We start from the raw sequence: 26,130 nt of genomic DNA, 5'->3' as shown, positions 1-26,130 counted from the left end.
GTTCGCGTCCACGATCACGCTACCTGGCGACGGGCGTGCCCCGGCCCCGCCGGTGGGCGATCTCGCCGAGCAGGACGTCGACGGCGACGAACGCCACCAGCGGGATACCGAGCAGCGGAACGAAGTAGCCGAGAACGGCGACGGCCGCCATCAGCGGGACGAGGACCGTGGGCGGCACCTGCTGCCAGGCTCCGCGCGGGACGGGCCGGCCGAACGCGGAGGCGCGGCCGCGCCGCCACCACATGCGGTAGCCCCACACGATCAGCAGGATCAGGCAGAGCGCGAGCGCCATGAGGGCGATCTGGTTGGCGAGGCCGAAGAGGACGCCGGTGTGGGCGTCGATGCCCCAGCGGGTCAGCTTGGCGAGCACCGGGTGGTCGGCGAACCGGAGCACGTCGGTGACCTTCCCGGTCGCCGGGTCCACCGCGACCGCGTCCTGTTTCTCGGGCCAGCTGCGCTGGATCTGCCGCACCACGTACGCGGAGGAGGCATCCGCGGGCGGGACGATCTCGACGGGGTCCGCGAGGCCCTCGGAACGGGCGGCCCCGAGGATCCTGTCGACGTCGGCGGGCCGGGGCGGGAGGCTCCCGCCGGCCCCCGTGCCGCCGTGGCCCGCGTGCTCGCCGCCGCCGGCCGCCGACACGGACGGCGTCGCCTGCCCGAGGGAGGTCCTCAGCTCGTCGATGTGCGCGCCGGCGTACGTCGACCAGGTCAGCCCGGTCGCGGAGAGGAAGAAGAACCCGGCGGCCGCCCAGGCGCCGACCGTGCCGTGCAGGCCCAGCGTGCGGCGGCGCCCGGACGTGCCCCGCACCTTGCGCCGGGCGCGCCTGCGTCCGAACCACAGCACGAGGCCGCCGCCCGAGATCACCCACAGCCAGCTGGCCGCGAGTTCGCTGTACAGACGCCCGGTCTCGCCGAGCAGGAGGTTGGCGTGGAGCCCGTCGATCCAGGTGCGCAGCGGGAGCGCGCCGGTGGCGCCGTACTGTTCGAGTGCTCCGCGCACCTTGGCCGTGTACGGGTCGACGAACACCGCGAGGGTGTGGTCCGGGTCGACGCCCGGCACGCCGGAGAGCAGCACCCGCGTGGTCGCGTCCGCCGTGGGCGAGGGCCGTACGGCGGAGACCGTGCCCTGCGGATGGGCCTTGCGGGCGGCGGCCACCTGTTCGGAGAGCGGCAGTTCGCGGTCGCCCACCGGGACGGTCAGTTCGTGCGCGTACACGATCTTCTCGGCCTGGAACGAGGCGGCGTAGAGCAGTCCGGTCACGGCGGCGACCAGGAGGAACGGGGCGACGAGCACTCCGGCGTAGAAGTGCAGGCGCAGAATCAGGGGGCGCAGGGGAGCTTTTCGGGCGGAGGTCGGGGCGACGGGGCGCGGGGTGCCGTCCGTCGTGAGGGTGGGAGCGGTGGGCATCGGCGGGCTTCTCCGGTAGGGCTGGGGACGGACTCGGGCCGTGGGCCGGGGAGTTGGGATTCCCGGCCGGTGGTGGTCCAGAAGTCGGGACGGGAGGCCGCCGAGTTCCCGGGCGACGGTGTGGCGTGGGTCACGGACGAGGATCCGTGGGGTGCTGCTTGCGCCGCCTCGCACGGCGCGTTCCCTCTTGGCATGCTGGCGCGATGGCATCCGAACGTGACCGCGCCGCCCGCCCGCTGAACGACCTGGTCGAGGAACTGCTGGACCGGGAAGGCCCGTTGCCCATCGTGGCCGCCGGGGACCCGGTGCTGCGCCGCCCCGCCGAGCCGTTCGACGGTCAGCTGGGTCCGGTACTGCTGAGCCGATTCGTCGCCTCGTTGCGCGCGACCATGCACGCGGCCCCGGGGGTCGGCCTCGCGGCGCCCCAGGTCGGCGTACCGCTGCGGATCGCGGTCGTCGAGGATCCGGCGCCGGTGTCGGAGGAGGTACGGGTGGTACGCGGACGGGTCCCGCAGCCGTTCCGGGTGCTGGTGAATCCGGTGTACGAGGGGGTCGGCGCGGGTCGGGCGGCGTTCTTCGAGGGGTGCCTGAGCGTGCCGGGGTGGCAGGCCGTGGTGGGCCGGCACGCCGAGGTGCGGCTGACGGCGCTGGACGAGCTGGGCCGTACGGTCGACGAGGTGTTCACGGGCTGGCCCGCGCGGATCGTGCAGCACGAGACGGACCATCTGGACGGTGTGCTGTATCTCGACCGCGCGGAGGTGCGCTCACTGTCCTCGAACCAGGCGATGGCGGACCGCTGGACACAGCCGACCCCGGTGGAGGCGGCGGCGGCCTTGGGCTTCACGCTGCCGGACTGAGGCTCCGCGGTTGCGCGGCGGGTCCTACGGGGTTCGAGCCTGCCGGGGCTCGAACGCCCCGGAGTTCACCTCCGTCGGACCCGCCCCCTCGGGCTCGAGCCCGCCGGGCCCCCGATGCCGGCGGAAAGTCCCTCCCCCGCCCGCAAATTCAGAGGCGCTTACCCGAACGCCCCCGCTACCCTGACCACATGTCCACGCCCCGAATCTCTTAGCTCCAGGACCCGCTTCCACGCCACACGTGTGTCCTTCTGCCGATTGATTCCCGGAGCGTTTCCCATGATCACCGTGCGCGGTGTCGACGTGCGCGTCGGCGCACGACTGCTGCTGTCCGACCTCTCCTTCCACATCTCCCCCGGCGACCGCATCGGCCTGGTCGGCCGCAACGGCGCGGGCAAGACCACCCTTCTGAACACCCTCGCGGGACGGGCACGCCCCGCGGCCGGATCCGTCGCGGTCACCGGGCAGCCCGGTCTCCTCGCCCAGGACTCCCGGGCGGCCGACCCGGAGGTCACGGTCACCGACCGGATCCTGTCGGCGCGCGGCCTCGACCGTGCCGTCCACGTGCTGCGCGTGGCGGAGACCGCGATGGCGGACGGGACCGAGCGCGCGATGAACGCCTATGCGCGCGCCGAGGCGGAGTTCCAGGCACGCGGAGGCTACGCGGCCGAGGCGGAGGCGGCCCGGGTCGCCGCGGGCCTCGGGCTGCCGACCCGGGTGATGGACCAGCCGCTCGGTGCCCTGTCCGGTGGGCAGCGCCGCCGGGTCGAGCTGGCCCGCATCCTCTTCGCGGACCACGGCACACTGCTCCTGGACGAGCCGACGAACCACCTGGACGCCGGCTCGATCGGCTGGCTGCGCGGCTTCCTGATGAACCATCAGGCGGGTCTCGTGCTGATCAGTCACGACACCTCGCTGCTGGCCGCCGTGGTCAATCGCGTCTTCCACCTGGACCCGCACCGCGCCACGCTCGACGTCCACAACACGGGCTGGCACGCCTATCTCGCCCAGCGGGAGGCCGAGGAGCGGCGCCGTGCACGGGAGCGGGCCGGCGCCGAGCGCAAGGCCTCGGCCCTGCACGCCCAGGCGGACCGGATGCGGGCGAACGTCGCGACGGCCGTGGCGGCGAAGAACATGGCCCGGCGCGCCGACCGCCTGCTGGCCGGGCTCGAACCGGTCAGGCGGCGGGACAAGGTCGCCCGGATCCGGCTGCCGGAGCCCGCCCCCTGCGGGCGGACGCCGCTCGGCACAGTCGCCCTCACCAAGTCGTACGGCGACCACCGCGTCCTGGACGGCGTCGACCTGGCCGTCGACCGGGGCAGCCGTCTGGTGGTCCTCGGCCCCAACGGCGCGGGCAAGACGACACTGCTGCGGCTGCTCGCCGGGCGGGAGGCCCCGGACGACGGCCGCGTGGTCCACGGTCACGGGCTGCGGATCGGCTACTTCGCGCAGGAGCACGACACACTCGACGGCACCGACACGGTCCGCGGTCACCTGGCCGCGGCCGCGCCGCACCTCACCGACGGGGAGGTGCGGCGCGTGCTCGGCGCGTTCCTGTTCACCGGGGACGACGCCGGCAAACACGTCGACGTCCTGTCCGGCGGCGAGAAGACCGGTCTCGCCCTGGCGGGGCTGGTCCACTCCGGCGCCAACGTCCTGCTGCTGGACGAGCCCACCAACAACCTGGACCCGGCCTCCCGGGCCGAGGTGCTGACCGCGGTGGGCACGTATCCGGGCGCGATCGTCATGGTCACCCACGACGAGGGCGCGCTCCGGGCCCTGCGCCCGGACCGGGTGCTGCTGCTCCCGGACGCGGACGAGGATCTGTGGAGCGAGGAGTACCTGGAGCTGGTGGCACTGGCCTGACGCCGGCGCCACCGGCGTGGCGGCCTGGGCGCGTGACGCCGGTGCCACCGGCGTGGCGCCCCGGGCCGGCGCCTGGCCGTCGGACCGGATGGCGCCGGAGCCCGGTGCCCTGCCGTCGGGACCGTGCCCCGCGTCCCGCCGCATGATCCGAACGGCAGGCCCTACATGTCCCGGTACGCCTCCAGGAGCCGCAGCCACACCTCGCTCACCGTCGGGTAGGAGGGCACGGCGTGCCACAGGCGGCTGACCGGGACCTCGCCGACGACCGCGACCGTGGCCGAGTGGATGAGTTCGCCCACGCCGGGTCCGACGAGGGTGAGGCCGACCACGATCTCGCGGTTGATGTCGACGACCATGCGGGCCTTGCCGCGGTAGCCGTCGGCGTACAGGCCGGCGCCCGCCACGGACGACATGTCGACGTCGACGGCGCGGACCCGCAGCCCCGCGCTCTCGGCCTCGGCGAGGGAGAGGCCCACGGCGGCGGCCTCCGGGTCGGTGAAGACGACCTGGGGGACGGCCGCGTGGTCGGCGGTCGCGGCGTGCGCGCCCCAGAGGTCGGTCTCCAGGAGCGGGACGCCGGCGGCGCGGGCGGCGATGGCGGCACCCGCGATCCTCGCCTGGTACTTGCCCTGGTGGGTGAGGAGCGCGCGGTGGTTGACGTCTCCGACGGCGTACAGCCACTCGCTGCCCGTCACCCGCAGGCTGTCGTCGACGTCGAGCCACGACCCCGGCTCCAGGCCGACCGTGTCGAGGCCGATGTCCTCGGTGTGGGGCACCCGCCCGGTGGCGAAGAGGATCTCGTCCGCCTCGATGCGGTCGCCGGTGTCCGTCAGGGCCACCACGGTCGCGCCCTCGCGCGTCACCCCGGTCACCGCGGTACCGGTGCGGACGTCGGCGCCCGCCTCCTTGAGCGCGTCGGCGACCAGCTCACCGGCGAAGGGCTCCATCCTGGGCAGCAGCGCGTGACCGCGGACGAGGACGGTGACCCGGGAGCCGAGCGCCTGCCAGGCCGTGGCCATCTCGACGGCGACCACACCGCCGCCGACCACGATGAGCCGGTCCGGCACCTCGTGGGCGCTGGTGGCCTCGCGGCTGGTCCAGGGCTTGACCTCGGCGAGTCCGGGCAGGCCGGGCAGCAGCGCGCGGGTGCCGGTGCACACGGCGACCGCGTGCCGCGCGGTGAGGAACCGCAGCTCGCCGTCGGGGCCCTCGACGCTCACCCGGCGCGGCCCGGCGAGACGCCCGTGTCCGCGGTGGAGATCGGCTCCGATGCCGTCGAGCCAGGCGACCTGTCCGTCGTCCTTCCAGTGGGAGGTGTAGTAGTCACGGTGGGCGAGGACCGCGGGGGCGTCGAGCGGGCCCTGCACGGCCCCGCTCAGGCCGGGCACGCGGCGGGCGTCGGCGCGGGCGATGGCCGGGCGCAGGAGGGCCTTGCTGGGCATGCAGGCCCAGTACGAGCACTCGCCTCCGACCAGCTCGTTCTCCACGATCGCGGCGGAGAGGCCGGCCGCGCGGGCGCGGTCGGCGACGTTCTCCCCCACGGGGCCGGCGCCGAGCACCACTACGTCGTAGGCGATGGATTCCGTTTCCGTCATGCGCCCAGTCTGGTTGTTGGTGTGCGCCGTGGCCACATGGGTACGTGCGCGGAATACGCCGCTGGGGGACGGTGTTGTGGACACCGGCTTCGCCCCGAGGCCCGAGGCCCGAGAGCAGGGAGAGGTAGTCACGCCATGAGCAGGACGATGGAGCTGACCAAGGAGAACTTCGACCAGACGGTCACGGACAACGAGTTCGTCCTGATCGACTTCTGGGCCTCGTGGTGCGGCCCGTGCCGCCAGTTCGCCCCGGTCTACGAGAAGGCCGCCGAGGCCAACCCCGACCTGGTCTTCGCCAAGGTGGACACGGAGGCGCAGCCGGAGCTGGCCGCGGCCTTCGAGATCCAGTCCATCCCGACCCTGATGATCGTCCGCGACCAGGTCGCGATCTTCTCCCAGCCCGGTGCGCTGCCCGAGGCCGCTCTGGAGGACGTCATCGGACAGGCCCGGAAGCTGGACATGGACGAGGTCCGCAAGTCCGTCGCCCAGCAGCAGGCCCAGCAGGGCGAGTGATCTCGGGGGAAGCCCCGTGGGCCCCGGTCGGCAGGGTTTCGACCGGGGCCCGCGTACGGATCAGAACGGGTACGGTGCCACGTCCCCGCGCACGGTCGTCCAGCGCACCTCGGTGAAGGCCTCCAGGTTGGCCTCGCCGCCGAAGCGGGCGCCGGTGCCGGAGGCGCCCGTGCCGCCGAACGGGGCGACCGCCTCGTCGTTGACGGTCTGGTCGTTGATGTGCGCGATCCCGGTCGGGATGCGCTCGGCCAGGTCCAGGCCGCGCGCGGTGTCCCGGGTGACGATGCCCAGCGAGAGGCCGTACGGGCCCGCCGAGGCGAGGGCCACGGCCTCGTCGGTGTCCGCGAAGGACCGGACCGGCGCGACCGGGCCGAAGACCTCTTCGGTGTACGCGGGGGTCGTGTCGTCGACGCCGGCGAGCACGGTCGGCCGGTAGAACAGCTTCTCGTGCGTGCCGCCCGCCGCGAGCTTCGCCCCGCGCGCCGTACTGGACTCCACCAGCCCCTGGATCTTGGCGAGTTGGGCGCTGTCGATAACGGGCCCGAGGTGCACCTGTTCGCGGTGCGGGTCGCCCACGGCGAGCGAGTCGGCCTTGGCGGCGAGCCGCTCGACGTACTCCTCGTAGAGGGAGGCGTGGACGAGGTGGCGGCCTGTCGTCATGCAGATCTGGCCCTGGTGGAAGAACGAGCCCCAGGCAGCCGTGGAGATGACCGCGTCGATGTCGGCGTCCTCCAGGACGACGAGGGCCGAGTTCCCGCCCAGTTCCAGGTGCGCGCGCTTGAGGAGCCGGCCGGCCGCCTCGCCGACCGCGCGCCCGGCGGCCGTCGAGCCGGTGAAGGAGATCACCGGGACCAGCGGGTCGTCCACCAGCGCCCGGCCCGTCCCGGCCCCGCCGGGCAGGATGTGCAGCAGTCCTTCCGGGAGGCCCGCCTCGGCGAGTACGGCCGCGAGCGCGAGGCCTCCGCAGACCGCGGTGCGCGGGTCGGGCTTCAGCACCACGGCGTTGCCGAGCGCGAGCGCCGGGGCCACCGAGCGGATGGAGAGGATGAGCGGAGCGTTGAAGGGGGCAATCACGCCCACGACGCCGACCGGGACGCGCCGGGTGTACGACAGGCGCGGCGCCTCCGACGGCAGGATCTGGCCCGTGGGGCGGGAAGCGAGGGCGGCGGCCTCGTAGCACTCCTGCGCGGCGACGTGCAGTTCGAAGTCGGCCTTGCCCGGAACGGATCCGGACTCACGCACGATCCATTCGCGCAGTTCGTCGGCGTGCGCGGCGAACAGGTCGCCGGCCCTGCGCAGGACCGCGGCGCGGACGAAGTGCGGTGTGCCGGCCCACGCGGACCGGGCCGCGTGGGCCTCCCGCGCGGCCGTCGTGACGTCCTCGGCGGCGGCGAGGGTGACGGTGGCGAGCCTCTCGCCGGTGGCGGGCTCGGTGACGGTGTGCTCACCGCCCGCCAGAGTGCGGGACTGCCAGGTCCTGGGGTCGAGCAGCGGCATGTCGGGGCTCCGATCGTTCGCTGATCAGCACGCGGGGCTCACCGTCCCAACGGCAGTCCCGTGTAGTTCGCGGCCAGTTCCGCGGCCGCCCGGCGGGATGTCGTGATCCGGCGGAGCCGGGCGAGCTGGATCCGGTGGTCGAAGGCATCCCCGTCTGGTTGAGCATGCAACATCCTAGTCATGTCGTACGAGAAACGTGTGGCCTGCCAGACCCGGTCGAGGCACAACTGCGAGTAGTGGTCGAGGAGTTGGGTGGAGCCCGTGCGGTGCAGTTCGATGAGGCCACGGGCCAGGACCCGTACGTCGGAGACGGCGAGGTTGAGCCCCTTGGCCCCGGTGGGCGGCACGATGTGGGCGGCGTCGCCGGCGAGGAGGAGCCGGCCGTGGCGCATCGGCTCGTGGACGCGACTGCGCAACGACGTCACGGACTTGGCCGTGATGGTGCCGCGGTTCAGCCGCCAGTCCCCGTCGACCGCGAAGCGCGCGGCGAGTTCGTCCCAGATGCGCTCGTCGGACCAGTCGTCGGGGTCGGTGCCGTTCGGGACCTGTAGGTAGAGCCGCGAGACCGTGGTCGAGCGCATGCTGTGCAGGGCGAAGCCGGTCGCACCGCGCGCGTAGACCAACTCCCCGCCGGAGGGCGGCACATCGGCGAGGATCCCGAGCCAGGAGTACGGGTAGTCGTGGGCGTAGGTGCGGTACGTGCCGGCGGGGAAGGCCGCGCGCGAGACGCCGTGATCGCCGTCGCAGCCCACCACGTAGTCGCAGTCCAGGGTCTGTTCGCGGCCCTCGTGCACATAACGCACGACGGGCGAGTCGCTCAGCGGGCTCTCGACGGCGAGCGCCTCGGCCTCGAACAACAGCGGTGGTCCGCCCGCCAGTTGGAGAGCTATCAGGTCCTTCACGATCTCCGTCTGCGGGTAGATCATGACGCCGCGGCCGCCGGTGAGGGCGGGGAAGTCGATGTGGTGGCGCTCGCGATCGAAGCGCAGCTCGATGCCGCGGTGGGGCAGGCCCTCGACGTCGAGACGGTCTCCGGCGCCGCATTCCCGTAGCGCGTCGACCGTGCCCTGCTCCAGCATTCCGGCGCGCTGGCGGCGTTCGGCGTAGGCGCGTGACCTGTTCTCCAGGACGACACAGGCGATGCCCGCGCGGTGCAGCAGCCGGGCCAGCAGGAGTCCGGCGGGGCCGCCGCCCACGATGCCGACCGTGGTCCGCATGACGCGCCTCCCGTCCCCGGTCCGGTCCGCTTCGCTGCGGGCGGCGACCAGCTCCAGCCTCTCTCAGCTCGAGTCGCGGTGCACGACCCGCGCTCCCAGTACCTCGTGGGTCTCGGGCGGCGCGCCGGGTTCGCGCACCGCGCGGTCGACCAGCTCCGCGAGGTCCCGACCGGACGGCAGTTCGATGTGGACGGTGCTGAGCCGGGGCCGCAGCAGCCGCCCGAGCATCAGGTCGTCCGCGCCGATGACGGCCGTCTCGTCCGGGACGGCGATGCCCGCGTCCTGGAGCGCCCTCATCAGCAGCATGGCGTACTCGTCGTTGTAGGCGAACACGCCGTCCAGGCCGAGCGCTCGCCAGCGGGCGGCGAGCCGGGCCGCGGCCTCCTCCTCGTACGCCAGCGGCAACTCGGTCGTCGTGGCGCCGGTGCCGCGCAGGGCACGGCGTACTCCTTCGAGGCGGGGCCTGGAGAAGATCTCCAGGCCCGGTTCCTCGGGCACCACCACTCCGACGCGGTGCCGGCCGCGGGCCGCCAGATGGGCCCCCGCGCTGTGGCCGACCCGGTCGTGGTCCATGAGGAGCGCGTGCGCGCCCTCGACCCGCTCGGGGCCGAGCGTGACCACCGCCCGGGCCCCGGAGCGCTTGAGGACGGCCACACCCTCCGGGCCGAGACCACTGCCGGGCACCAGCACGGCGACCGGCCGCAGCTCCGCCCAGGCACGGGCCGCCTCGTCCCCGTGCAGACCGACGCTGCCGTACTGGACGACGGTGTAGTCCAAACGGCCCAGCGCCCACTGCAGCTCGTTGAAGAACTGACCGTAGAGCGGGCCCACGGGCACGGTCGGGGCGGGCATCAGGACCATCCGGCTGTGCCCGGCCCGCAGACTGCGGGCCGCCGCGTGCGGAACGTACCCGAGGTCCTTGGCCGCCTCGTGGACGCGGCGGCGGGTGGGCTCGCTGATCCGGACGGCGCTGGTGTTGTTCAGAACGTACGAGACGGTGGCCCGGGAGACGCCCGCCAGGCGGGCCACATCGGCGCTCGTCGGCACGGGCCGTTGTGCGGGCGACGGCGGGACGGGCTGATTCGGTATCTGCACCATGACGCCCCGCATCCTTGCAGAAGCCCCGCGCACCGCTCGGCGCCGGGGCGACCCCGGGGCCCGCGGGCCCCGGAACACCCGCTTGCACGAAGGAACTTCCGCCCCTCGTGCGGGATACCTCCTTGGGCGGTTACCGTGCGGTGGACGACGTGCCTTCGGAGGTGTCCCGTATGGCTGACGACCGTGCCGCAGGTCTGGCGGAGTGTGCCCGCGCCCTGGCCGCGGGCGAGGTGAGCTCGCGTGAACTGGTCGAACGGGCGCTGGCCCGCATCGAGGCGACCCAGCCCTCTCTGAACGCCTTCCGTCTGGTGCGCGCCGAGGCGGCGCTCGCCGAGGCGGACGCGGCGGACAGGGAACTCGCCGCGGGACACCGCCGGCCGCTGCTGGGGGTGCCGGTCGCGGTGAAGGACGACATGGACGTGGCCGGGGAGCCGACCGCGTTCGGCTGCCGGGGGGTCTTCCCGCCCGTGGCCCAGGACGGGGAGGCGGTGCGCCGGCTGCGTGCCGCCGGGGCGATCGTCATCGGCAAGACCAACACCTGCGAACTCGGCCAGTGGCCGTTCACGGAGGGCCCGGCCTTCGGCGCCACCCGCAATCCCTGGCACGCCGACCACACCCCCGGCGGCTCCTCCGGCGGCTCCGCGGCGGCGGTCGCGGCGGGTCTGGTCCCGGCGGCGCTGGGCTCGGACGGCGCGGGCTCCGTCCGTATCCCGGCCTCCTGGACCCATCTGATCGGGATCAAGCCGCAGCGCGGCCGGATCTCCACCTGGCCGCGCCCCGAGTCCTTCCAGGGCATCACGGTCAACGGCACCCTCGCCCGCTCGGTGGCGGACGCGGCGCTGCTCCTGGACGCGGCGAGCGGCAACCGTGACGGCGATCTGCACCGCCCGCCCGTGCTGCGGGTGTCCGACGCGGTGGGCCGCGAGCCGGGCCGGCTGCGGATCGCCCTGTCGCTGAAGCCGCCGTTCACGGCGGTGCCCGCACGGCTCGACCCGGTCGTACGGGCCAAGGTGGTGGCGCTCGCGGAGCGGATCGCGGCGCTCGGGCACACCGTGGAGGAGGCCGAGCCCCGCTACGGGCGGATCGGGCTCACGTTCGTCCCGCGCGCGACGGCGGGTATCGCCGAACGGGTCCGCGACGCGCCCCACCCGCACCTCCTGGACCCGCGCACCCGGGAAGCGGCCCGCCTCGGCCGGCTGCTCGGGGGCGCGCCCCTGCGGGTGGCCCGGCGCGCCGAGGCGACCCTGCACCGCCGGATCGGTGCGCTCTTCGACACCTACGACGTGCTGCTCGCGCCCACCACGGCCGCTCCCCCGCTGCGCATCGGCTCGATGGCGAACATGAGCGGGCTGGACACCGAACGGGCCGTGATCGCCGCCTGCCCGTACGCCTGGCCGTGGAACATCCTGGGGTGGCCGGGTGTGAACGTACCCGCCGGTTTCGTCGGCGAGGGGCTGCCGGTCGGTGCTCAACTCCTCGGCCCCGCGCACAGCGAGCCGTTGCTCGTCTCGCTGGCCTCCCAGCTGGAGGACGACCAGCGCTGGCACGAAAGGTGGCCGCCGCACGAGGCCCCGGCGGATTCCCCTGCTGTGTAATCGACTTCGCGCCGTACGCTGGGGCCATGGACGATGCGTCGATGGTCGGATTGATGGGGCGGGTGACCGGGACGGTCGGACCCGGGCTCGTCGGTGAGGTGATCGTCCGCGTGCGCGGGGGTGCCGAGCACTTCCTCGCCTACCCCGCCACCGCCAAGGAGCGCATCGAGTGCGGCACGGTGGTGATGGTCGTCGAGTACCTGGCGCCGCGCACGGTGTACGTCTCGGCCGCATACGACAGTTGACAGCTCGTCTGTGCGCGCTCCACCCCAGGTGAGAGCGGTGTGCGTCAAGATTGCAACAAGGAATCGTCAGCGTCTTCACCCTGGTCCCGCACAGGAGCACACTCCCTTCGTTCGGTGCCGATAGGGCACCATCAAAAGGGGGCGTATGCCGATGGTTGTCGGCGTCGTGGCGGGGACGGTTGTCCTCGCGCTGATTTTCGTGATCGTGGTCTTCAAGCTCATGTGGCGGGTGGCGGAGCCCAACGAGGCACTGATCATCTCCGGTTCGAAGCATCGGACCGAAGGCCTCGAAGAGGGCATGGGTTTCCGTATCGTGACGGGGCGCGGCACGCTGGTGATGCCGGGTGTGCAGGCGGTGCGGAAGATCTCGCTGGATCTCAACGAGACCGAGTTGCACGTGGACTGCGTGACCACCCAGGGCATTCCGCTGAAGGTGCGGGGCGTGGTCATCTTCAAGGTGGGCGACGACTTCGTGTCGATCGCCAACGCGGGGCGTCGGTTCCTCGACCAGCAGAAGATGATGTCGGAGCGGGTGCACAACGTGTTCGCCGGTCATCTGCGGTCCATCGTCGGCGGGTTGACCGTCGAGGACATGATCCGCGACCGGGAGAAACTGACCGGTCAGACACGGGCCGCGTGCGGTACCGAGATGGAGAAGCTGGGCCTGATCGTCGACTCGCTCCAGATCCACGAGATCGAGGACCCGACCGGTTACATCAAGAACCTCGCGATGCCGCACGCCGCCGCCGTACAGCGCGACGCGCGCATCGCGCAGGCGGAGGCGAACCGTCTCGCCACCGAGGCCGAGCAGAAGGCGGCGGCCCGGATGTCGGAGGCGACCCGGGACAGCGAGATCCTGCAGGCCGGTTACCAGGCCGAGCGCGACAAGGCCGGGGCGAAGGCACAGCAGGCGGGACCGCTCGCCGCGGCAGCCGCCCGGCAGGATGTCGTCGTACAGGAGACCCGGATCGCCGAACTCGAGGCGCAGCGCCGGGAACAGCAGCTCCAGGCGGACGTCCGCAAGCCGGCGGACGCTCAGGCGTACGAGACCCGTGCGCGGGCCGAGGCGGAACGCGACGCGCGGATCTCCGCCGCGCAGGCCAAGGCCAAGGAGACCGAACTCGCGGCGGCGGCCGAGGCGAACCGGGTGAAGACCGCCGCGAACGCCGAGGCCGAGGCGACGAAGGCGCGGGGTGCCGCGGCCGCCATGGCGACCAGGGCCACCGGTGAGGCCGAGGCCGCCGCCGCCCAGGCCAAGGGTCTCGCGACCGCCGAGGCGACCCGCGCGCAGGGTCTCGCGGAGGCGGAGACCATCAAGGCGAGGGCCGCGGCCCTCGCCGAGAACCAGGAGGCCGTGGTCGCCCAGCAACTCGCCGAGAACTGGCCGGAGATCGTCCGGGCGGGGGCGAGCGCGTTCGGCAACGTCGACCACATGGTGCTGCTCAACGGCGCCGACGGCATGTCGGACATGTTCGCCAAGGCGCTCACCATGGGCGGCACGGGCCTGGGTCTGGCCCGGCAGTTGCTCTCGTCGATGAACCAGGACGGGGCTGCCGCGGGCAACGGCGCCGCGGTCAACGGATTCGTGCCGCCCCGCGCGGAGAAGGTGCCGGTGGAGGGGGACGGCAAGTGACCGCATGAAGCTTCGGGCGTCCGGGAGTTGCCTCCCGGGCGCCCGAAGCGCTGTCGGCGCGGAGGACCGGGTGTCGCGCGCCGGGGTCCTCCCGTGGGCCCCGTCGACGAGCCGCGGACGCGCGGGCTCTAACGTGGCCCGCGTGAATGCCTTTACCGATGACACCGACGAGCATGTCCCCGGCCGCTACGGCCCTTCGGCCACCACGGAGGCCGAGCCCCGCGCGGTGGGCCGGGTACGCACGGAGTACTCCCCCGCGCACGACGGCGACCCCGATCCCGGCGAGATCGTCTGGACCTGGGTGCCCTTCGAGGAGAACGACGGGCGGGGCAAGGACCGCCCGGTGCTCGTCGTCGCGCGCGAGACCGCGGGCACCCTGCTCGCCGTCCAGTTGTCGAGCAAGCGGCACGACGGCGACCGGGAGTGGGTACCGATAGGCAGCGGTCCGTGGGACCGCACGGGCCGGGACTCGTGGGTGGCCGTGGACCGGGTGCTGCGGCTGCACGAGGACGGCATGCGGCGCGAGGCGTGCGCGCTGGACCGGATGCGGTTCAACCTGGTGGTGCACCGCCTGCGGGAGCGCTACGGCTGGAACTGACCGCCCGGGACGCCCGGCGGACCGTGCGGGTGAGGGGCCACGCGGTTCCTCACCCGATCGGCGGAGCGTCCGTGTCCCTGCACCGCGGTCGCGAACGTCCGTTCGAACACCGTCCGTGTCGCCGCGCCCGGGGTGCGATCCAGGACACCGAAAACCACCTGGTCGAAGAACCCCTCGAAGCGGCCCCCGACCAGCAGGTCACGGAAGGCCGCGGCGACCTGCGCCGGGTCGTTGCCGAAGACGCCGCAGCCCCAGGCACCCAGGATCAGGCGCCGGTACCCCTCGGCCGCGGCGGTCTCCAGCACCCGCTCGGCCCGGACGGCCAGGGCGCGCGGCAGCTCGTCCGCGCGCTCCGGGGCCGTGCGCAGCACGACCGAGGCGTTCGGGGCCGCCGCGGTCAGGAATCCGGCGGTGTACGGCACGTCGAGCAGCTCACCGCGACCGCCGCGGAAGACGGGCACGGCGGGCGAATGGATGACCCGGTCGGAGTAGAACGGGTCCGGGTGGGCGCGGTGGTGGTCGTAGAACTCGCGGACCCGCAGCAGGCAGGCGTAGAGCGCCGACGCCCGGCACAGGTCCTCCTCCTGGGCCTGCGCGCCCCTCAGATAGCCACCGCCGGGGTTCCGCGCCGAGGCGAAGTTCAGCACGGCGACGGGGCCCGACGGGCCCTGGGCGCCCTCGCCCGTCAGCCGTTCCGCGGCCTGCGTGCTGCTCTCGCCCGTGACCTCGAACGACGTGCCGGCGAAGCCCGTGGCAAAGGCCGCGGGACCACCGGCCGGCACCCCGATCGGACCCGGCCCGTACATGCGCGTCCCGGCCCGCGCGGCCTCGACCGCCGCGGCGATCGGCACCACCCGTCCGTGCGGTCCGCGGTACGAACCCGCCGCCACGGCCTCCTCGGTCTGCCGCGCGATCGCGCGCAGGCGCGCGCTCATGGCGTCACCCCCGTACACGCCATGCGAACGCCCCGCGCGATCTCCCCCGTCGTGCCCACGGACGCATCGTGAGCGATGCTGGTCGTGCGGCGCAACAGGTTTTCGCGGCCCCGCGCGCAGTGGCGCGGGAGCCGCCGCGGCGGTGCCCCCGAACCCTGGGCACGACGGATTTGCACCCTTGTGCGATCCGGCGAGAGGGTCTTGGGTGGGACGAGCAATGCCGGCCCGGCACCACAGACGCCGGGCCGGCGGCATGGTGGAATCTCAGGAGGATCCCTACATGTCCGATTCGGTGAGTGACTGTACGGAGCAACGCTCCGCCGTCACCGAGGCCGAGGTGGAAGCGCTGGTCCGAGGCATATGCTTCAAGACCGGCCCTCCCCGCACCCTCGGTGTCGAAGTGGAATGGCTCGTCCACGAGCTGCGGCGGCCGCAGCTCCCCGCAACACCAGAACAGCTCGAAGCGGCGTACGCCGCTCTGCGGACCCTGTCCCTGCGTTCGGCGCTCACCGTCGAACCGGGCGGCCAGCTGGAGCTCAGCTCCGCACCCGCCGGCTCCCTGATGGAGTGCATCGGGTCCGTGTCGGCCGATCTCGACGCGGTGCGCGCGGTACTGCGCGAGGCCGGACTGGGCCTCAGTGGCAACGGCCACGAACCCTGGAACCCCCCGAGCCGCTACCTCCGTGAGCCGCGCTACGACGCCATGGAGCGCTACCTGGACCGCACGGGCCCCGAGGGCCGGGCGATGATGTGCTCCTCCGCCTCGGTCCAGGTGTGCCTGGACGCCGGGTACGAGGAGCCCGGACCGCTCGGCCACGGGCGCCGCTGGTGGCTGGCGAACCAGTTGGGCGCGGTCCTGGTGGCCGCGTTCGCGCACTCCCCGCTCGCCCGGGGCCACTACACCGGCTGGCGCTCCACGCGGCAGTCGCTGTGGACGGCCATGGACCCGGGCCGGTCCGCCGCGCCTCCGCTGGGCGGCGATCCGCGCGCCGCCTGGGCCCGGCACGTCCTGGACGCGCCGGTGATGTGCGTCCGTGCGCCGGAGGGCCCCTGGGAGGTACCCGAGGGCCTGACCTTCCGGGAGTGGACCCGGTCCGGCACACCGCCGAACCGGGCGGATCTGGACTACCACCTCACGACCCTGTTCCCGCCGGTCCGCCCCCGCGGCCATCTGGAACTGCGCATGATCGACGCGCAGCCGGGCGAGGACGGGTGGATCGTGCCACTGGCGGTGACGGCAGCGCTGTTCGACGACCCGGAGGCGGCGGAGATCGCCTACCGGACCGTCAAGCCCCTCGCGGAGCGGGCGGAAGGACTGCCGGCTCCGTCCAATCCGCTGTGGATCGGCGCCGCCCGGCACGGCCTGACCGACCCCGAGCTGCGCGAGGCCGCCGTCATCTGCTTCGCGGCCGCCGCCGAGGCGCTGCCCCGCCTCGGTGCCACCGCCGAGGTGCGGGAGGCCGTCGCGGAGTTCACGGACCGCTATGTGGCCCGGGGGCGCTGCCCCGCCGACGATCTGCTGAGCCAGTTCCACAGTCAATTCCACGGTCGGCTCCACGACCGTCCCCACGACCGGCCCCAGGATCGGTCCGACGACCGGTCCCAGAATCGGTCCCACGGGAAGGACATCCGCACATGACCGCCCCCACCTCACCCACGGACCCCGAGTCGCTCAGGGAGCGCGCGCTCGACGCACTGACCACGGCCCGTGACCGCACCGCGCTCCTCACGTCCTGCGTGGAGGAGCCCGAGCTGACCGCGCAGCACTCGCCGTTGATGTCCCCGCTGGTCTGGGACCTCGCGCACATCGGCAACCAGGAGGAGCTGTGGCTGCTGCGCGCGGTCGCCGGACGTGACGCCATGCGGCCCGAGATAGACGGGCTGTACGACGCGTTCGAGCATCCGCGCGCCGAGCGGCCCTCGCTGCCGCTGCTTCCGCCCGCGGAGGCCCGGCAGTACGCCGCCGAGGTACGCGGCCGCGCCCTGGACGTCCTGGAGGGCACCGCCTTCCGGGGCACTCCGCTGACCGAGGCGGGCTTCGCCTTCGGCATGATCGCGCAGCACGAACAGCAGCACGACGAGACGATGCTGATCACCCATCAGCTGCGCACGGGACCGGCGGCCCTCACCGCGCCGGACCCCGATCCCGCCCCGCCGTTCACGGGACCGGCCGAAGTCCTCGTCCCCGGCGGCCCGTTCACGATGGGCACGTCCACCGAGCCCTGGGCACTGGACAACGAGCGACCGGCGCACCGGCGCGAGGTCCCGGCGTTCTTCATCGACACCACTCCGGTGACCAACGCCGCCTACCAGGCCTTCATCGCGGACGGCGGCTACGACACCGAACGCTGGTGGAGCCCGCAGGGCTGGGCCCACATCCGCGCCCACGGCATCGAGGCGCCGCTGTTCTGGCGCCGGGAGGGCGGGCAGTGGCTGCGGCGCCGCTTCGGCGTCACCGAACTCGTCCCGCCGGACGAGCCCGTGCTGCACGTGTGCTGGTACGAGGCCGACGCCTACGCCCGCTGGGCGGGACGCCGGCTGCCCACCGAGGCCGAGTGGGAGAAGGCCGCCCGTCACGACCCGGCCACCGGCCGCTCCACCCGCTACCCCTGGGGCGACACCGACCCCACCCCCGAGCACGCCAACCTCGGCCAGCGCCATCTGCGCCCGGCCCCGGCCGGCAGCTATCCGGCCGGTGAGTCCCCGCTCGGCGTACGGCAGTTGATCGGCGACGTGTGGGAGTGGACGTCGAGCGACCTGCAGCCCTACCCCGGCTTCGCGGCCTTCCCGTACAAGGAGTACTCGGAGGTCTTCTTCGGGCCGGAGCACAAGATTCTGCGCGGTGGCTCGTTCGCCGTGGACAAGGTCGCCTGCCGGGGCACCTTCCGCAACTGGGACTACCCGATCCGTCGGCAGATCTTCTCCGGGTTCCGCACGGCCCGCGACGGACAAGCCTGATGTGCCGTCATCTGGCCTACGTGGGCCCCGAGACACCGATCGCCCGGCTGCTGACGGACCCGCCGCACAGCCTGTTCCGGCAGTCGTGGGCACCCCGACGGCAGCGGTACGGGACGGTCAACGCCGATGGTTTCGGGATCGGCTGGTACGCCGAGGGGGATCCGGTGCCCGCCCGGTACCGGCGCGCCGGCCCCATCTGGGGCGACCAGTCCTTCGCGGACCTGGCCCGTGTCGTACGGACCGGGGCGCTGCTCGGCGCCGTACGGGACGCCACCCGGGCGGGAGCGGACGGGGAGGCCGCGGCGGCACCGTTCGCCGCGGGCGCCTGGCTGTTCAGCCACAACGGCGCCGTCCTCGGCTGGCCCCACTCCCTCGCCCCGCTGACCCGCGGCCTGCCCGCCGCGGAATTGCTGTCCCTGGAGGCCCGTTGCGACTCGGCGCTCGTCTGGGCGCTGGTCCTGCAGCGGCTGCGTACCGGTGACGACGAGGGCCGGGCACTGGCCGACACGGTCCTGGAGGTCGCCGAGGCCGCCCCGGGCTCCCGGCTCAACCTGCTGCTCACCGACGGCGGCACGATCACGGCGACGGCCTGGGGCGACACCCTGTGGTACCTCGCCGAACCCGGCCGCGGCACCGTCGTGGCCTCCGAGCCGTACGACGACGACCCACGGTGGCAGGAGGTGCCGGACCGCACGCTGCTCGTGGCGACCCGCACCGACGTCCTGCTCACCCCGCTCAAGGACCCGCACGACCGCCAAGGCGTGCCCGATCACGAGGACCCCCACCACCCCATGGCATCCGCACGTCCGAAGGAGCCCAGCACGTGAGTCCGTTCCTTCTCACCCGCACCCTGCCCGAGGACGCCACGGACGCCGCGCTGCGCGCCGACGTCCTGCACGGCCTGTCCCACACGCCCAAGACGCTGCCGCCGAAGTGGTTCTACGACGCGCACGGCAGCGAGCTCTTCGACAAGATCACCGAGCTGCCCGAGTACTACCCCACCCGGGCGGAGCGCGAGATCCTGGCCGCCCGGGCCACCGAGATCGCCCGGGCGACCGGTGCGCGCACCCTCGTCGAACTGGGCTCGGGCTCGTCGGAGAAGACCCGTCATCTGCTCGACGCGCTGCCCGGGCTGCACACGTACGTGCCGGTCGACGTCAGCGAGAGCGCCCTGACCCAGGCCGGGCACGCGCTGATCGCCGAGCGCCCGGAGCTCGGCGTGCACGCGCTGATCGCCGATTTCACGGGCGGTCTCGCGCTTCCGGGCACACCCGGACCGCGGCTGGTGGCGTTCCTCGGCGGCACCATCGGCAACCTGCTGCCCACCGAGCGCGCCGCGTTCCTGGCCTCCGTACGGGCCCTGCTCTCCCCCGGTGACGCCCTGCTGCTCGGCACGGACCTCGTCAAGGACGAGTCGGTGCTCGTCGCCGCGTACGACGACGCGGCCGGAGTGACGGCCGAGTTCAACAAGAACGTGCTGACGGTCGTCAACCGCGAGCTCGGCGCCGACTTCGATCCGGACGCGTTCACCCATGTCGCCCTCTGGGACGCCGAGCACGAGTGGATCGAGATGCGACTGCGTTCGCGGACCGAGCAGACCGTGAAGATCCCGGCCCTCGACCTCGCCGTGGACTTCGCCGACGGTGAGGAGATGCGCACCGAGATCTCGGCGAAGTTCCGCGAGGAGGGGGTGCGGCGCGAACTCGCCGCCGCGGGGCTCGACCTGACCCATTGGTGGACGGACCGGGAGGGCCGGTTCGCGCTGTCGTCGAGCGTGGTCAGGTGACGTCGCAAGCGGGGTGAGAGGGCGCCCGGGTGGTGAACCCGGGCGCCGCAACAAGCACGGGCAACGGGCGTCGGCGATGTACACCGCCGGCGCCCGTTGTCCTCACACCTGACACCCCGGCCCTCCGGTACCGACACCGCTACCGCTACCGCTACCGCTACCGACACCGCTACCGATGCCGTCCCGGGCGAGGCGGGTCACGTTACGTCGCGATGACCGATGCCCTCCTGAATCGGGGTGCCTAGTGTCATCTCGTCCCTGGTGGCAACGGATCGGAATCGGACCCGCATGCGTCTGCTCACGTACCTCGTCAGCTGCAGTGTCGACGGCTTCACCGCCGGTCCTGACGGTCAGTACGACCCCTTCGGCCTCGACGGCGACCTCAAGGCCGCCGTTCTGGCCGAGTGCCCCGAGACCGTCCCGGACCATGCCCGCAGGCAGCTGGGCGTCGTCAGCACGTCGAACAGATGGTTCGACACGGTCGTCATGGGGCGCGGCGTCTACGAATCCGCTCGGGCGGCCGGTGCCGACAGCCCGTATCCCTGGCTGCGGCAGTACGTGGTCTCCTCGTCCCTGAAACGGCCCGCGTCAGGCGTCGATGTCGTCGCCGGGGACCCGGCGGGGTTCGTCCGCGAGCTGAAGCGGCGTCCGGGCATGGGCATCTGGCTGTGCGGCGGCCCGGTGCTGGCCGGGCGCTTGCTGCGCGAGGTCGACAAGCTCGTGGTCCACCGCTGCCCGGTGGTGTTCGGCGCCGGCGTTCCGCTGTTCCACGCGGCATTCGACCCTGCCGCTTTCACCCTGACGGACTCCCGGGTTTTCGCCACCGGGGCGACTGTCACCACGTACACCAAGCAGTAGGAGCAAACGTGTTGTTCCGCCCCACGACCGAGGCCGATCAAGAGCGTGTCGCAGCAGTCATCGTGGATGAACCGGTGGGCTGGATCGACGCCGACCGCTACCTGCACGAGTTGAAGCAGGGGATGTACCGGCCGGAGTGGACCTGGATCGCCGAGGACGACGGGCGGATCGTGGGCCGTTCCTTGTGGTGGGGGCGGCAGGACAGCGCCCACCCCGTCGCCCTGGACTGTCTGCATGTCGACGCGACGCTCCCCGGCCGCGCGGAGGTGGCGGCCGGGCTGCTGACCGCCGCGCTGCGGGCGTTCGCCGACGCCGGTGCGCCCAGAACTCCGCTGTACAACCTGACGCTGCCCGTCGGTTGGCGTGACACCCCGGCCGCGGTGGCCGCCGTGGAGTGGCGGTGCCGGGCCGCCGTGGCGGCTGGCCTCACGCACGAGGTGGAACGGCTGCGCCTGCAATGGACGGCCGACGTCGGCCTCCCCACGTCCAGGGGGCTTGGCTGACGTTCGCCCCCGCTTCGGACGGGGAGTTCCTCCAGCTGTTCCGTCGGACAGCCGTCGGCAGCCTGGACGACGAGACCCGCAGGAACATCGCCGTCAAGGGCGCCGAAGCCACGGCCAGGGGCGAGATGGACTTCTATCTCGGCTGCCCCGGTCGGCGTGAGTGGTGGCGCGTGGCCCACACCTCGGACGGGCAGGTCGTGGGCCTCGCCCTCCCCTCCGCGACACCGTATGCCCGCAACGTGGGCTACCTGGGAGTCGTCCCCGAGTTCCGCGGCCATGGGTACGTGGACGACCTCCTCACCGAGATCACCCTCATCCACGCGGAATCCGGTGCCGAACTGATCACAGCCACCACGGACACCGGCAACGCCCCCATGGCCGCGGCCTTCGCCCGTGCCGGTTACCGGACTTCGGAGACCCGCATGCTGTATTCGGCGCCGGTGACGTAGGGCGGAGACACGCAGGCCCCTTCGCCCGAGGGGGACGGACGGTTGATGAAGGGCGGCAGCGGGCGCGCCGTATGGAGACAGCCGTATGAGCCGAATGAGAGAGGAGAGCCGGTCCGATGCCGGTTTCCATCGAAGAGTTCACCTTGACCGGGAGCGACAGCGGTCCCTACGCGCTCACCACGGGCCCGGACGGGGCGCTGTGGTTCACGCTGGTTCACAGCGGGGGCATCGGGCGTCTCGTGCCCGGAGGGGTACTCACGCACCATCAACTCGATCCGGACTGCGGGCCGACGATCATCGCTGTCGGGCCGGACGACGCCTTGTGGTTCACCGAGCACCGGGCGCACCGCATCGGCCGGATCGCCCTCGATGGCAAGGTCGAGGAATTCACCGTGCCGACCGCGGAGTGCGGTCCGTTCGGAATCGCCGCCGGGCCGGACGGAGCGCTGTGGTTCACCGAGACCGCCGCCGACCGGATCGGCCGGATCACCACCGACGGCCGGGTGACCGAGTTCCCGCTGCCGGCCACGGGGACCTACCCCTCCGCGATCACCGCAGGCGCCGACGACGGGATGTGGTTCACCCTGAACCAGGCCGATGCGATCGGGCGGATCGGCATGGACGGAGCCGTCACTCTGCACCCGTTGCCGACCAGGTCCGCCGCCCCGGTGGGCATCGCGGCCGGGCACGACGGGGCGGTCTGGTTCGTCGAGATCGGTGCGGGGCAGATCGGGCGGATCACTCCCGACGGCGGGATCACCGAGTTCCCGCTGCCCGACCGCACGTCCCGGCCGCATGCCATCACCGCCGGCAGCGACGGGACGTTGTGGTTCACCGAGTGGGCCGGCAACCGGGTGGGCTCCCTCACCCCCGACGGCACAGTCACCGTGCACGACCTGCCGACCCCGGGCTCGGAGCCGCACGGGATCGCCCTGGGCCCGGACGGAGCCCTGTGGACAGCGCTGGAAATCGGCGCACTTGCCCGCGTCGGCGTCCGTGTCCGCACGTAACCAAGCAACCAAGCAACCAAGCAACGAAGCAACGAAAGGGAACGCTCATGAAGTACGCACTCGTGATCTTCGAGACCGATGAGTCGCGCCACCGGATCCGGACCGACCGGGCCGCTCACCGAGCGGCGTACGAGACCTGGATCGGCAGGATCGCGGCGGCAGGCAAACTGATCAGTGGCGATGCCCTGGACACCGGGTCGGCCTCCGCGGCGACCGTGCGCAAGACCACCGAAGCGGCGCCCGCCACGGTGACCGACGGGCCCGCACACCTCGGTGAGGAGACCCTGGGCGGCTGGTTCGTCATCGACGTGGCCGACCGTGAGGAAGCCGTGGAACTCGCCAAGGGGCTCGGCACCTTGGAGACCATCGAGATCAGGCCGGTGCTCGAAGGCGCCTGAGAACGGTCCGTTGCGGCATCGCCCCTCCCCCGACGTACAGTGTCGATCATGATGCTCGGTTGCCGGCGAGGGGGAGCGGACGGTGCAGGGGCGCGCGGAAGAACGACGCCACATTGAGCGGATGCTCACCAACTCGCGGCGCGGGGTGGGCAGTTCACTGCTGCTGCACGGCGAGGCCGGCATCGGCAAGACCACTCTCCTTGAGCATGCGGCCGCCCACGCGGACGGCATGCGCGTGCTGCGGGTCGAGGGCATCGAGTCGGAGATGGAGCTCGCTTTCGGAGGGCTCCATCAACTCTTCCTGCCGGTGCTCCATCTACTCGACCGGCTGCCGGGACCGCAGGCCGGGGCTCTGCGCGCCGTCTTCGGCCTGAGCGACGAGCCCGTACGGGACCGTCTCACCCTGGGGCTCGCCACACTGTCGCTGCTGTCCGAGGCGGCCACGGACGACCCCCTGCTGTGCCTGGCCGACGACCTGCAATGGCTCGACCGGCCGTCCGCGGACGCACTGACCTTTGCCGCCCGGCGGCTGCGGGACGAAGGCATCGTCATGCTCTTCGCCACCCGCGGCACCTCGCCGGAGGGCGGATCGAGGGCGCTGCCGCGCGTACACGTCACCGGCATCGACCGACGGGCGGCCGTGGCGCTGCTGCCCGGCCTCGCTCCCCCGGTCGCCGAGCACATCCTCGACCAGGCGCAGGGAAACCCGCTGGCACTGCGGGAGTTGGCCGCCGCGCTGACCCCGGCGCAGCGCGGTGGACAGCTGGGTCCGCTGGCCCCGGCCGAGGCGCGGCCCGAGCTGCCCCATCAGCTCCAGGAAGGGTTCGCACAGCAGATCAGCCGGCTTCCCGACGCGACCCAGCGCACGCTCGCGGTGGCCGCGGCCGACGACACCGGGGACCTTCCCACCGTGCTGGCAGCCGCGGGCCGGCTCGACGGGGAAGTCAGGGATCTGGAGCCCGCCGAGCGTGCCGGACTGGTCTTCGTCTCCGCGCAGAAGCTGCGTTTCCGGCACCCCCTCATCCGGTTCGCCGCCTACCAACAGGCCCCGCTGGCCTGGCGGATCGCGGCACACCGGGCGTTGGCGGCGGACCTGGACGGCGCCCAGCACGCGCACCGGCGCGCCTGGCACCTGGCCGCCGCGACGACCGGCCCGGACGAAGAGGTCGCCGCGGAGTTGGAACGGGTCGCCGAGTGGGCCGGAAGCAGGCAGGCGATGGCGTCCGCGTCCGCGGCGTACGAGCGGGCCGCCCGTCTGACCGCCGATCCGCACCGGCACGCCCGCCGCCTGATCACCGCCGCGCAGAAGGCGAGCGAGGCAGGCCAGGACGAACGGTGCCGCGCTCTCACCGACCAGGTGCCACTGCCGTTGCGGGACCCGGGGATGGCGGCGGACTTCGCCCGGGTACGCTCCGTGGTCGAGCTCGGCTACGGCAGCCCGCGCCGGGCCGCCCGGATCCTGGCCGACTGCGCGGACACGATCTCGGCCGACCGCCCCGACAAGCTCGCGCCGCTGCTGACCGACGCCGTCCACGCGGCCTTCTGCGCCGGCGACGCACCCCTCATGGTGGAGATCGGCGTCCGCGCACCCCATCTGCCGATCCTGGCCCTGCCCGCCCACCTCTTGGCGGGCGATCTGCCCGGCGCGCGACGCGCCCTGGACACTCTCGTACGGGCCGGACGCCTGGCCGACGTCGGGCTCATGGACCAGTTGGTGACCGCGATCTACTGCCACCTGATGGCCGATCACGCGACCGCGCACGAACTGGCCGCCGCGGCGGTCGCCCACTGCCGCGAGCAGGGCATCGGTGGATGGCTGCCCACCACGCTGCATCTGCGCGCCCAGGTGGAGCTGACGCTGGGCCGGCTCGACGACGCGCACGCACACGCCGCCGAAGCGCTCCGGCTGGCCGACGGCTACGACCTGGACCACCGAGCAGCCCATCTGCGCGCCCTGTTGGCGGTGCTGGCCGCCGTCCAAGGAGAGGAGGCGCAGACCCGGGAAATGGCCGAACAGGCACTGGAGTACACCCGCCCGCGCTCGGTCGGACGGGGCGCGGCGGAGTCGCTGTGGGCGCTGGGGCTGCTCGACCTCGGCCTCGGGCGGGCGCAGGACGCGCTGCGCCATCTGGAGGCGGCCCGGCAGGCGGCGGGCCACCCCTTCCTGGCCCGGCACCTGTTGCCGGATCTGATCGAGGCGGCCGTACGCGCCGGACATCCGGAAGGGGCGCGGGCACCCGCGGACCAGCTCATGACATGGGCGGCCGACCTCGGACAGCTCCACTTCACTGCCCAAGCGCACCGCTGCGCGGCCCTGACCAGCCCGGACACACAGGCCGAGCAGCACTATCTGGCCGCCTTGGACCTGCACACCGACAGCAACGACTTCGATCGGGCACGCACCCACCTCCTCTACGGCGAGTGGCTGCGCCGCTCGCGCCGCAACATCGACGCCCGTGACCAACTGCGCACCGCACTGAAAAACTTCGATCAGCTGAACGCCCGGCCTTGGGCCCACCGCGCTCGCACGGAACTCCAGGCAGCGGGTGAAACCCACGACCCGTCCGACGCCACCGACTCCCCCCTGACCCGCCTGAGCGCCCAGGAGCGCGAAGTCGTCCGCCTCGCGGCCACCGGCGCCACCAACCGCGAAATCGCCACGCACCTGTTCCTGAGCCCACGCACCGTCGCCCACCACCTCTACCGCGCGTTCCCCAAGCTCGGCATCAGCTCCCGAACAGAACTCGCCAACCTGCTCACGCCCTGACGGGTGCAGAAGAACAGGAAGGTCAGGCGCCCTTCCCGACCACAGGCGCAAGCGGGGCTGAGCCGGGACGCCAGCCGCGGCCGAGAGAGAGCCGCCCGGGGGAACCCGTCTCGTTCCGAGGACCTGTGCCAAGACCCGCCGACCCACCGGACGGATCGCCTTCGCACTCGTCGGCAGGCATCGCCCGACTCCACAACCTCGGCCTCGCCGGCTGACGGAAACACCAGCACGCCGCCGGTGGTGTCCTCCCGTGCCTTTCCGGTTGCCGACCCTGATGTCCCATTCGATGATGGTGCTTGAATTTCCCTACTTCGCGAGGCATTACTTCGCGTCGCGTTCCTGAG

At 72.8% G+C, this 26,130-nt stretch carries 23 protein-coding genes; 17 read left to right on the top strand and 6 right to left on the bottom strand.

Annotated features, from left to right (window positions below; translation table 11 throughout):
* Window positions 1–19: 19 nt before the first annotated feature.
* Complete coding sequence (locus HEP85_RS34135) at window positions 20–1,411, bottom strand: PepSY-associated TM helix domain-containing protein (protein WP_369657963.1); 1,392 nt, start codon at window positions 1,409–1,411, stop codon at window positions 20–22.
* Between the two features lie 203 nt (window positions 1,412–1,614).
* On the opposite strand from HEP85_RS34135, the gene HEP85_RS34130 reads away from it, so the two are divergent.
* Together HEP85_RS34130 and HEP85_RS34125 are read left to right on the top strand one after the other, a co-directional pair.
* On the top strand, window positions 1,615–2,268 hold the full coding sequence (locus tag HEP85_RS34130) for a peptide deformylase (protein WP_168531380.1): 654 nt from the start codon (window positions 1,615–1,617) through the stop codon (window positions 2,266–2,268).
* A 276-nt stretch (window positions 2,269–2,544) separates the two neighbouring features.
* Window positions 2,545–4,131, top strand: a complete 1,587-nt coding sequence (locus HEP85_RS34125; protein ID WP_168531379.1) for an ABC-F family ATP-binding cassette domain-containing protein — start codon at window positions 2,545–2,547, stop codon at window positions 4,129–4,131.
* 161 nt (window positions 4,132–4,292) lie between these two features.
* Here HEP85_RS34125 and HEP85_RS34120 read toward each other — a convergent pair whose 3' ends face one another.
* Window positions 4,293–5,726 carry an NAD(P)/FAD-dependent oxidoreductase gene (locus HEP85_RS34120; protein ID WP_329292127.1) on the bottom strand — a complete coding sequence of 478 codons (1,434 nt, stop codon included), beginning with the start codon at window positions 5,724–5,726 and terminating at the stop codon, window positions 4,293–4,295.
* 135 nt (window positions 5,727–5,861) lie between these two features.
* On the opposite strand from HEP85_RS34120, the gene trxA reads away from it, so the two are divergent.
* Complete coding sequence (gene trxA, locus HEP85_RS34115; RefSeq protein ID WP_168531377.1) at window positions 5,862–6,239, top strand: thioredoxin; 378 nt, start codon at window positions 5,862–5,864, stop codon at window positions 6,237–6,239.
* Window positions 6,240–6,299: 60 nt separating this feature from the next.
* Here trxA and HEP85_RS34110 read toward each other — a convergent pair whose 3' ends face one another.
* The 3 genes from HEP85_RS34110 to HEP85_RS34100 all read right to left on the bottom strand — a co-directional run bounded on the left by HEP85_RS34110 (window position 6,300) and on the right by HEP85_RS34100 (window position 10,051).
* Window positions 6,300–7,736: an aldehyde dehydrogenase family protein gene (locus HEP85_RS34110; RefSeq protein ID WP_329528058.1), complete on the bottom strand. Its 1,437-nt coding sequence runs from the start codon at window positions 7,734–7,736 to the stop codon at window positions 6,300–6,302.
* 38 nt (window positions 7,737–7,774) lie between these two features.
* The gene (locus HEP85_RS34105; protein ID WP_168531375.1) at window positions 7,775–8,953 is read right to left on the bottom strand and encodes a 4-hydroxybenzoate 3-monooxygenase; all 1,179 of its coding nucleotides are present in this window, start codon (window positions 8,951–8,953) and stop codon (window positions 7,775–7,777) included.
* A 63-nt stretch (window positions 8,954–9,016) separates the two neighbouring features.
* Window positions 9,017–10,051, bottom strand: a complete 1,035-nt coding sequence (locus HEP85_RS34100; RefSeq protein ID WP_168531374.1) for a LacI family DNA-binding transcriptional regulator — start codon at window positions 10,049–10,051, stop codon at window positions 9,017–9,019.
* 170 nt (window positions 10,052–10,221) lie between these two features.
* Here HEP85_RS34100 and HEP85_RS34095 point away from each other — a divergent pair, with 170 nt between their 5' ends.
* The 4 genes from HEP85_RS34095 (at window position 10,222) to HEP85_RS34080 (ending at window position 14,122) form a co-directional block, all read left to right on the top strand.
* Window positions 10,222–11,646: an amidase gene (locus HEP85_RS34095; RefSeq protein WP_369657962.1), complete on the top strand. Its 1,425-nt coding sequence runs from the start codon at window positions 10,222–10,224 to the stop codon at window positions 11,644–11,646.
* Between the two features lie 26 nt (window positions 11,647–11,672).
* The gene (locus HEP85_RS34090; protein ID WP_168531373.1) at window positions 11,673–11,891 is read left to right on the top strand and encodes a hypothetical protein; all 219 of its coding nucleotides are present in this window, start codon (window positions 11,673–11,675) and stop codon (window positions 11,889–11,891) included.
* A 145-nt stretch (window positions 11,892–12,036) separates the two neighbouring features.
* On the top strand, window positions 12,037–13,524 hold the full coding sequence (locus HEP85_RS34085) for a flotillin family protein (RefSeq protein WP_168531372.1): 1,488 nt from the start codon (window positions 12,037–12,039) through the stop codon (window positions 13,522–13,524).
* A 142-nt stretch (window positions 13,525–13,666) separates the two neighbouring features.
* Window positions 13,667–14,122, top strand: a complete 456-nt coding sequence (locus tag HEP85_RS34080) for a type II toxin-antitoxin system PemK/MazF family toxin (protein WP_168531371.1) — start codon at window positions 13,667–13,669, stop codon at window positions 14,120–14,122.
* Here HEP85_RS34080 and HEP85_RS34075 read toward each other — a convergent pair.
* Window positions 14,107–15,057 (bottom strand): TIGR02452 family protein, encoded by a 951-nt coding sequence (locus HEP85_RS34075; RefSeq protein WP_168531370.1) that lies wholly within the window; start codon window positions 15,055–15,057, stop codon window positions 14,107–14,109. The two genes, HEP85_RS34080 and HEP85_RS34075, sit on opposite strands and share 16 nt — an antisense overlap.
* A gap of 280 nt (window positions 15,058–15,337) precedes the next feature.
* Between HEP85_RS34075 and egtA the strand changes: the two genes are divergently transcribed.
* The 10 genes from egtA to HEP85_RS34025 all read left to right on the top strand — a co-directional run bounded on the left by egtA (window position 15,338) and on the right by HEP85_RS34025 (window position 25,786).
* On the top strand, window positions 15,338–16,696 hold the full coding sequence (gene egtA, locus HEP85_RS34070) for an ergothioneine biosynthesis glutamate--cysteine ligase EgtA (protein ID WP_168531369.1): 1,359 nt from the start codon (window positions 15,338–15,340) through the stop codon (window positions 16,694–16,696).
* The gene (egtB, locus tag HEP85_RS34065) at window positions 16,693–18,015 is read left to right on the top strand and encodes an ergothioneine biosynthesis protein EgtB (RefSeq protein WP_168531368.1); all 1,323 of its coding nucleotides are present in this window, start codon (window positions 16,693–16,695) and stop codon (window positions 18,013–18,015) included. The genes egtA and egtB overlap by 4 nt, the downstream gene beginning before the upstream one ends.
* Window positions 18,015–18,842, top strand: a complete 828-nt coding sequence (egtC, locus tag HEP85_RS34060; RefSeq protein WP_168531367.1) for an ergothioneine biosynthesis protein EgtC — start codon at window positions 18,015–18,017, stop codon at window positions 18,840–18,842. The genes egtB and egtC overlap by 1 nt, the downstream gene beginning before the upstream one ends.
* The gene (gene egtD / locus HEP85_RS34055; RefSeq protein ID WP_168531366.1) at window positions 18,839–19,801 is read left to right on the top strand and encodes an L-histidine N(alpha)-methyltransferase; all 963 of its coding nucleotides are present in this window, start codon (window positions 18,839–18,841) and stop codon (window positions 19,799–19,801) included. The genes egtC and egtD overlap by 4 nt, the downstream gene beginning before the upstream one ends.
* A 288-nt stretch (window positions 19,802–20,089) precedes the next feature.
* The gene (locus tag HEP85_RS34050; RefSeq protein WP_168531365.1) at window positions 20,090–20,659 is read left to right on the top strand and encodes a dihydrofolate reductase family protein; all 570 of its coding nucleotides are present in this window, start codon (window positions 20,090–20,092) and stop codon (window positions 20,657–20,659) included.
* Between the two features lie 62 nt (window positions 20,660–20,721).
* The gene (locus HEP85_RS34045) at window positions 20,722–21,162 is read left to right on the top strand and encodes a hypothetical protein (protein WP_369657961.1); all 441 of its coding nucleotides are present in this window, start codon (window positions 20,722–20,724) and stop codon (window positions 21,160–21,162) included.
* The gene (locus tag HEP85_RS34040; protein ID WP_369657960.1) at window positions 21,117–21,611 is read left to right on the top strand and encodes a GNAT family N-acetyltransferase; all 495 of its coding nucleotides are present in this window, start codon (window positions 21,117–21,119) and stop codon (window positions 21,609–21,611) included. Before HEP85_RS34045 ends, HEP85_RS34040 begins: the two co-directional genes overlap by 46 nt.
* Window positions 21,612–21,727: 116 nt before the next feature.
* The gene (locus tag HEP85_RS34035) at window positions 21,728–22,621 is read left to right on the top strand and encodes a virginiamycin B lyase (protein WP_168531363.1); all 894 of its coding nucleotides are present in this window, start codon (window positions 21,728–21,730) and stop codon (window positions 22,619–22,621) included.
* A 47-nt stretch (window positions 22,622–22,668) separates the two neighbouring features.
* Window positions 22,669–23,019 (top strand): YciI family protein, encoded by a 351-nt coding sequence (locus HEP85_RS34030; RefSeq protein WP_168531362.1) that lies wholly within the window; start codon window positions 22,669–22,671, stop codon window positions 23,017–23,019.
* 82 nt (window positions 23,020–23,101) lie between these two features.
* Entirely contained in the window at window positions 23,102–25,786 is a 2,685-nt protein-coding gene (locus HEP85_RS34025; RefSeq protein ID WP_282189871.1) for an AAA family ATPase, read from the top strand.
* Window positions 25,787–26,130: the final 344 nt, after the last annotated feature.

Origin of the sequence: Streptomyces sp. RPA4-2 (assembly GCF_012273515.2) — a bacterium.
Classification (GTDB): Bacteria; Actinomycetota; Actinomycetes; order Streptomycetales; family Streptomycetaceae; genus Streptomyces; species Streptomyces kaempferi.
The sequence above is the reverse complement of the archived record's forward strand: the minus strand, read 5'-3'. Positions and strand labels throughout refer to the sequence as shown.

Coding starts and splice junctions, on each gene's coding strand:
- trxA (WP_168531377.1), top strand. CDS start 5,862: ATGAGCAGGACGATGGAGCTGACCAAGGAGAACTTCGACCAGACGGTC.
- HEP85_RS34050 (WP_168531365.1), top strand. CDS start 20,090: ATGCGTCTGCTCACGTACCTCGTCAGCTGCAGTGTCGACGGCTTCACC.
- HEP85_RS34085 (WP_168531372.1), top strand. CDS start 12,037: ATGCCGATGGTTGTCGGCGTCGTGGCGGGGACGGTTGTCCTCGCGCTG.
- egtC (WP_168531367.1), top strand. CDS start 18,015: ATGTGCCGTCATCTGGCCTACGTGGGCCCCGAGACACCGATCGCCCGG.
- egtB (WP_168531368.1), top strand. CDS start 16,693: ATGACCGCCCCCACCTCACCCACGGACCCCGAGTCGCTCAGGGAGCGC.
- HEP85_RS34075 (WP_168531370.1), bottom strand. CDS start 15,057: ATGAGCGCGCGCCTGCGCGCGATCGCGCGGCAGACCGAGGAGGCCGTG.
- HEP85_RS34110 (WP_329528058.1), bottom strand. CDS start 7,736: ATGCCGCTGCTCGACCCCAGGACCTGGCAGTCCCGCACTCTGGCGGGC.
- HEP85_RS34100 (WP_168531374.1), bottom strand. CDS start 10,051: ATGGTGCAGATACCGAATCAGCCCGTCCCGCCGTCGCCCGCACAACGG.
- HEP85_RS34120 (WP_329292127.1), bottom strand. CDS start 5,726: ATGACGGAAACGGAATCCATCGCCTACGACGTAGTGGTGCTCGGCGCC.
- egtA (WP_168531369.1), top strand. CDS start 15,338: ATGTCCGATTCGGTGAGTGACTGTACGGAGCAACGCTCCGCCGTCACC.
- HEP85_RS34035 (WP_168531363.1), top strand. CDS start 21,728: ATGCCGGTTTCCATCGAAGAGTTCACCTTGACCGGGAGCGACAGCGGT.
- HEP85_RS34105 (WP_168531375.1), bottom strand. CDS start 8,953: ATGCGGACCACGGTCGGCATCGTGGGCGGCGGCCCCGCCGGACTCCTG.
- HEP85_RS34135 (WP_369657963.1), bottom strand. CDS start 1,411: ATGCCCACCGCTCCCACCCTCACGACGGACGGCACCCCGCGCCCCGTC.
- HEP85_RS34030 (WP_168531362.1), top strand. CDS start 22,669: ATGAAGTACGCACTCGTGATCTTCGAGACCGATGAGTCGCGCCACCGG.
- HEP85_RS34040 (WP_369657960.1), top strand. CDS start 21,117: ATGGACGGCCGACGTCGGCCTCCCCACGTCCAGGGGGCTTGGCTGACG.
- HEP85_RS34095 (WP_369657962.1), top strand. CDS start 10,222: ATGGCTGACGACCGTGCCGCAGGTCTGGCGGAGTGTGCCCGCGCCCTG.
- HEP85_RS34125 (WP_168531379.1), top strand. CDS start 2,545: ATGATCACCGTGCGCGGTGTCGACGTGCGCGTCGGCGCACGACTGCTG.
- HEP85_RS34130 (WP_168531380.1), top strand. CDS start 1,615: ATGGCATCCGAACGTGACCGCGCCGCCCGCCCGCTGAACGACCTGGTC.
- HEP85_RS34090 (WP_168531373.1), top strand. CDS start 11,673: ATGGACGATGCGTCGATGGTCGGATTGATGGGGCGGGTGACCGGGACG.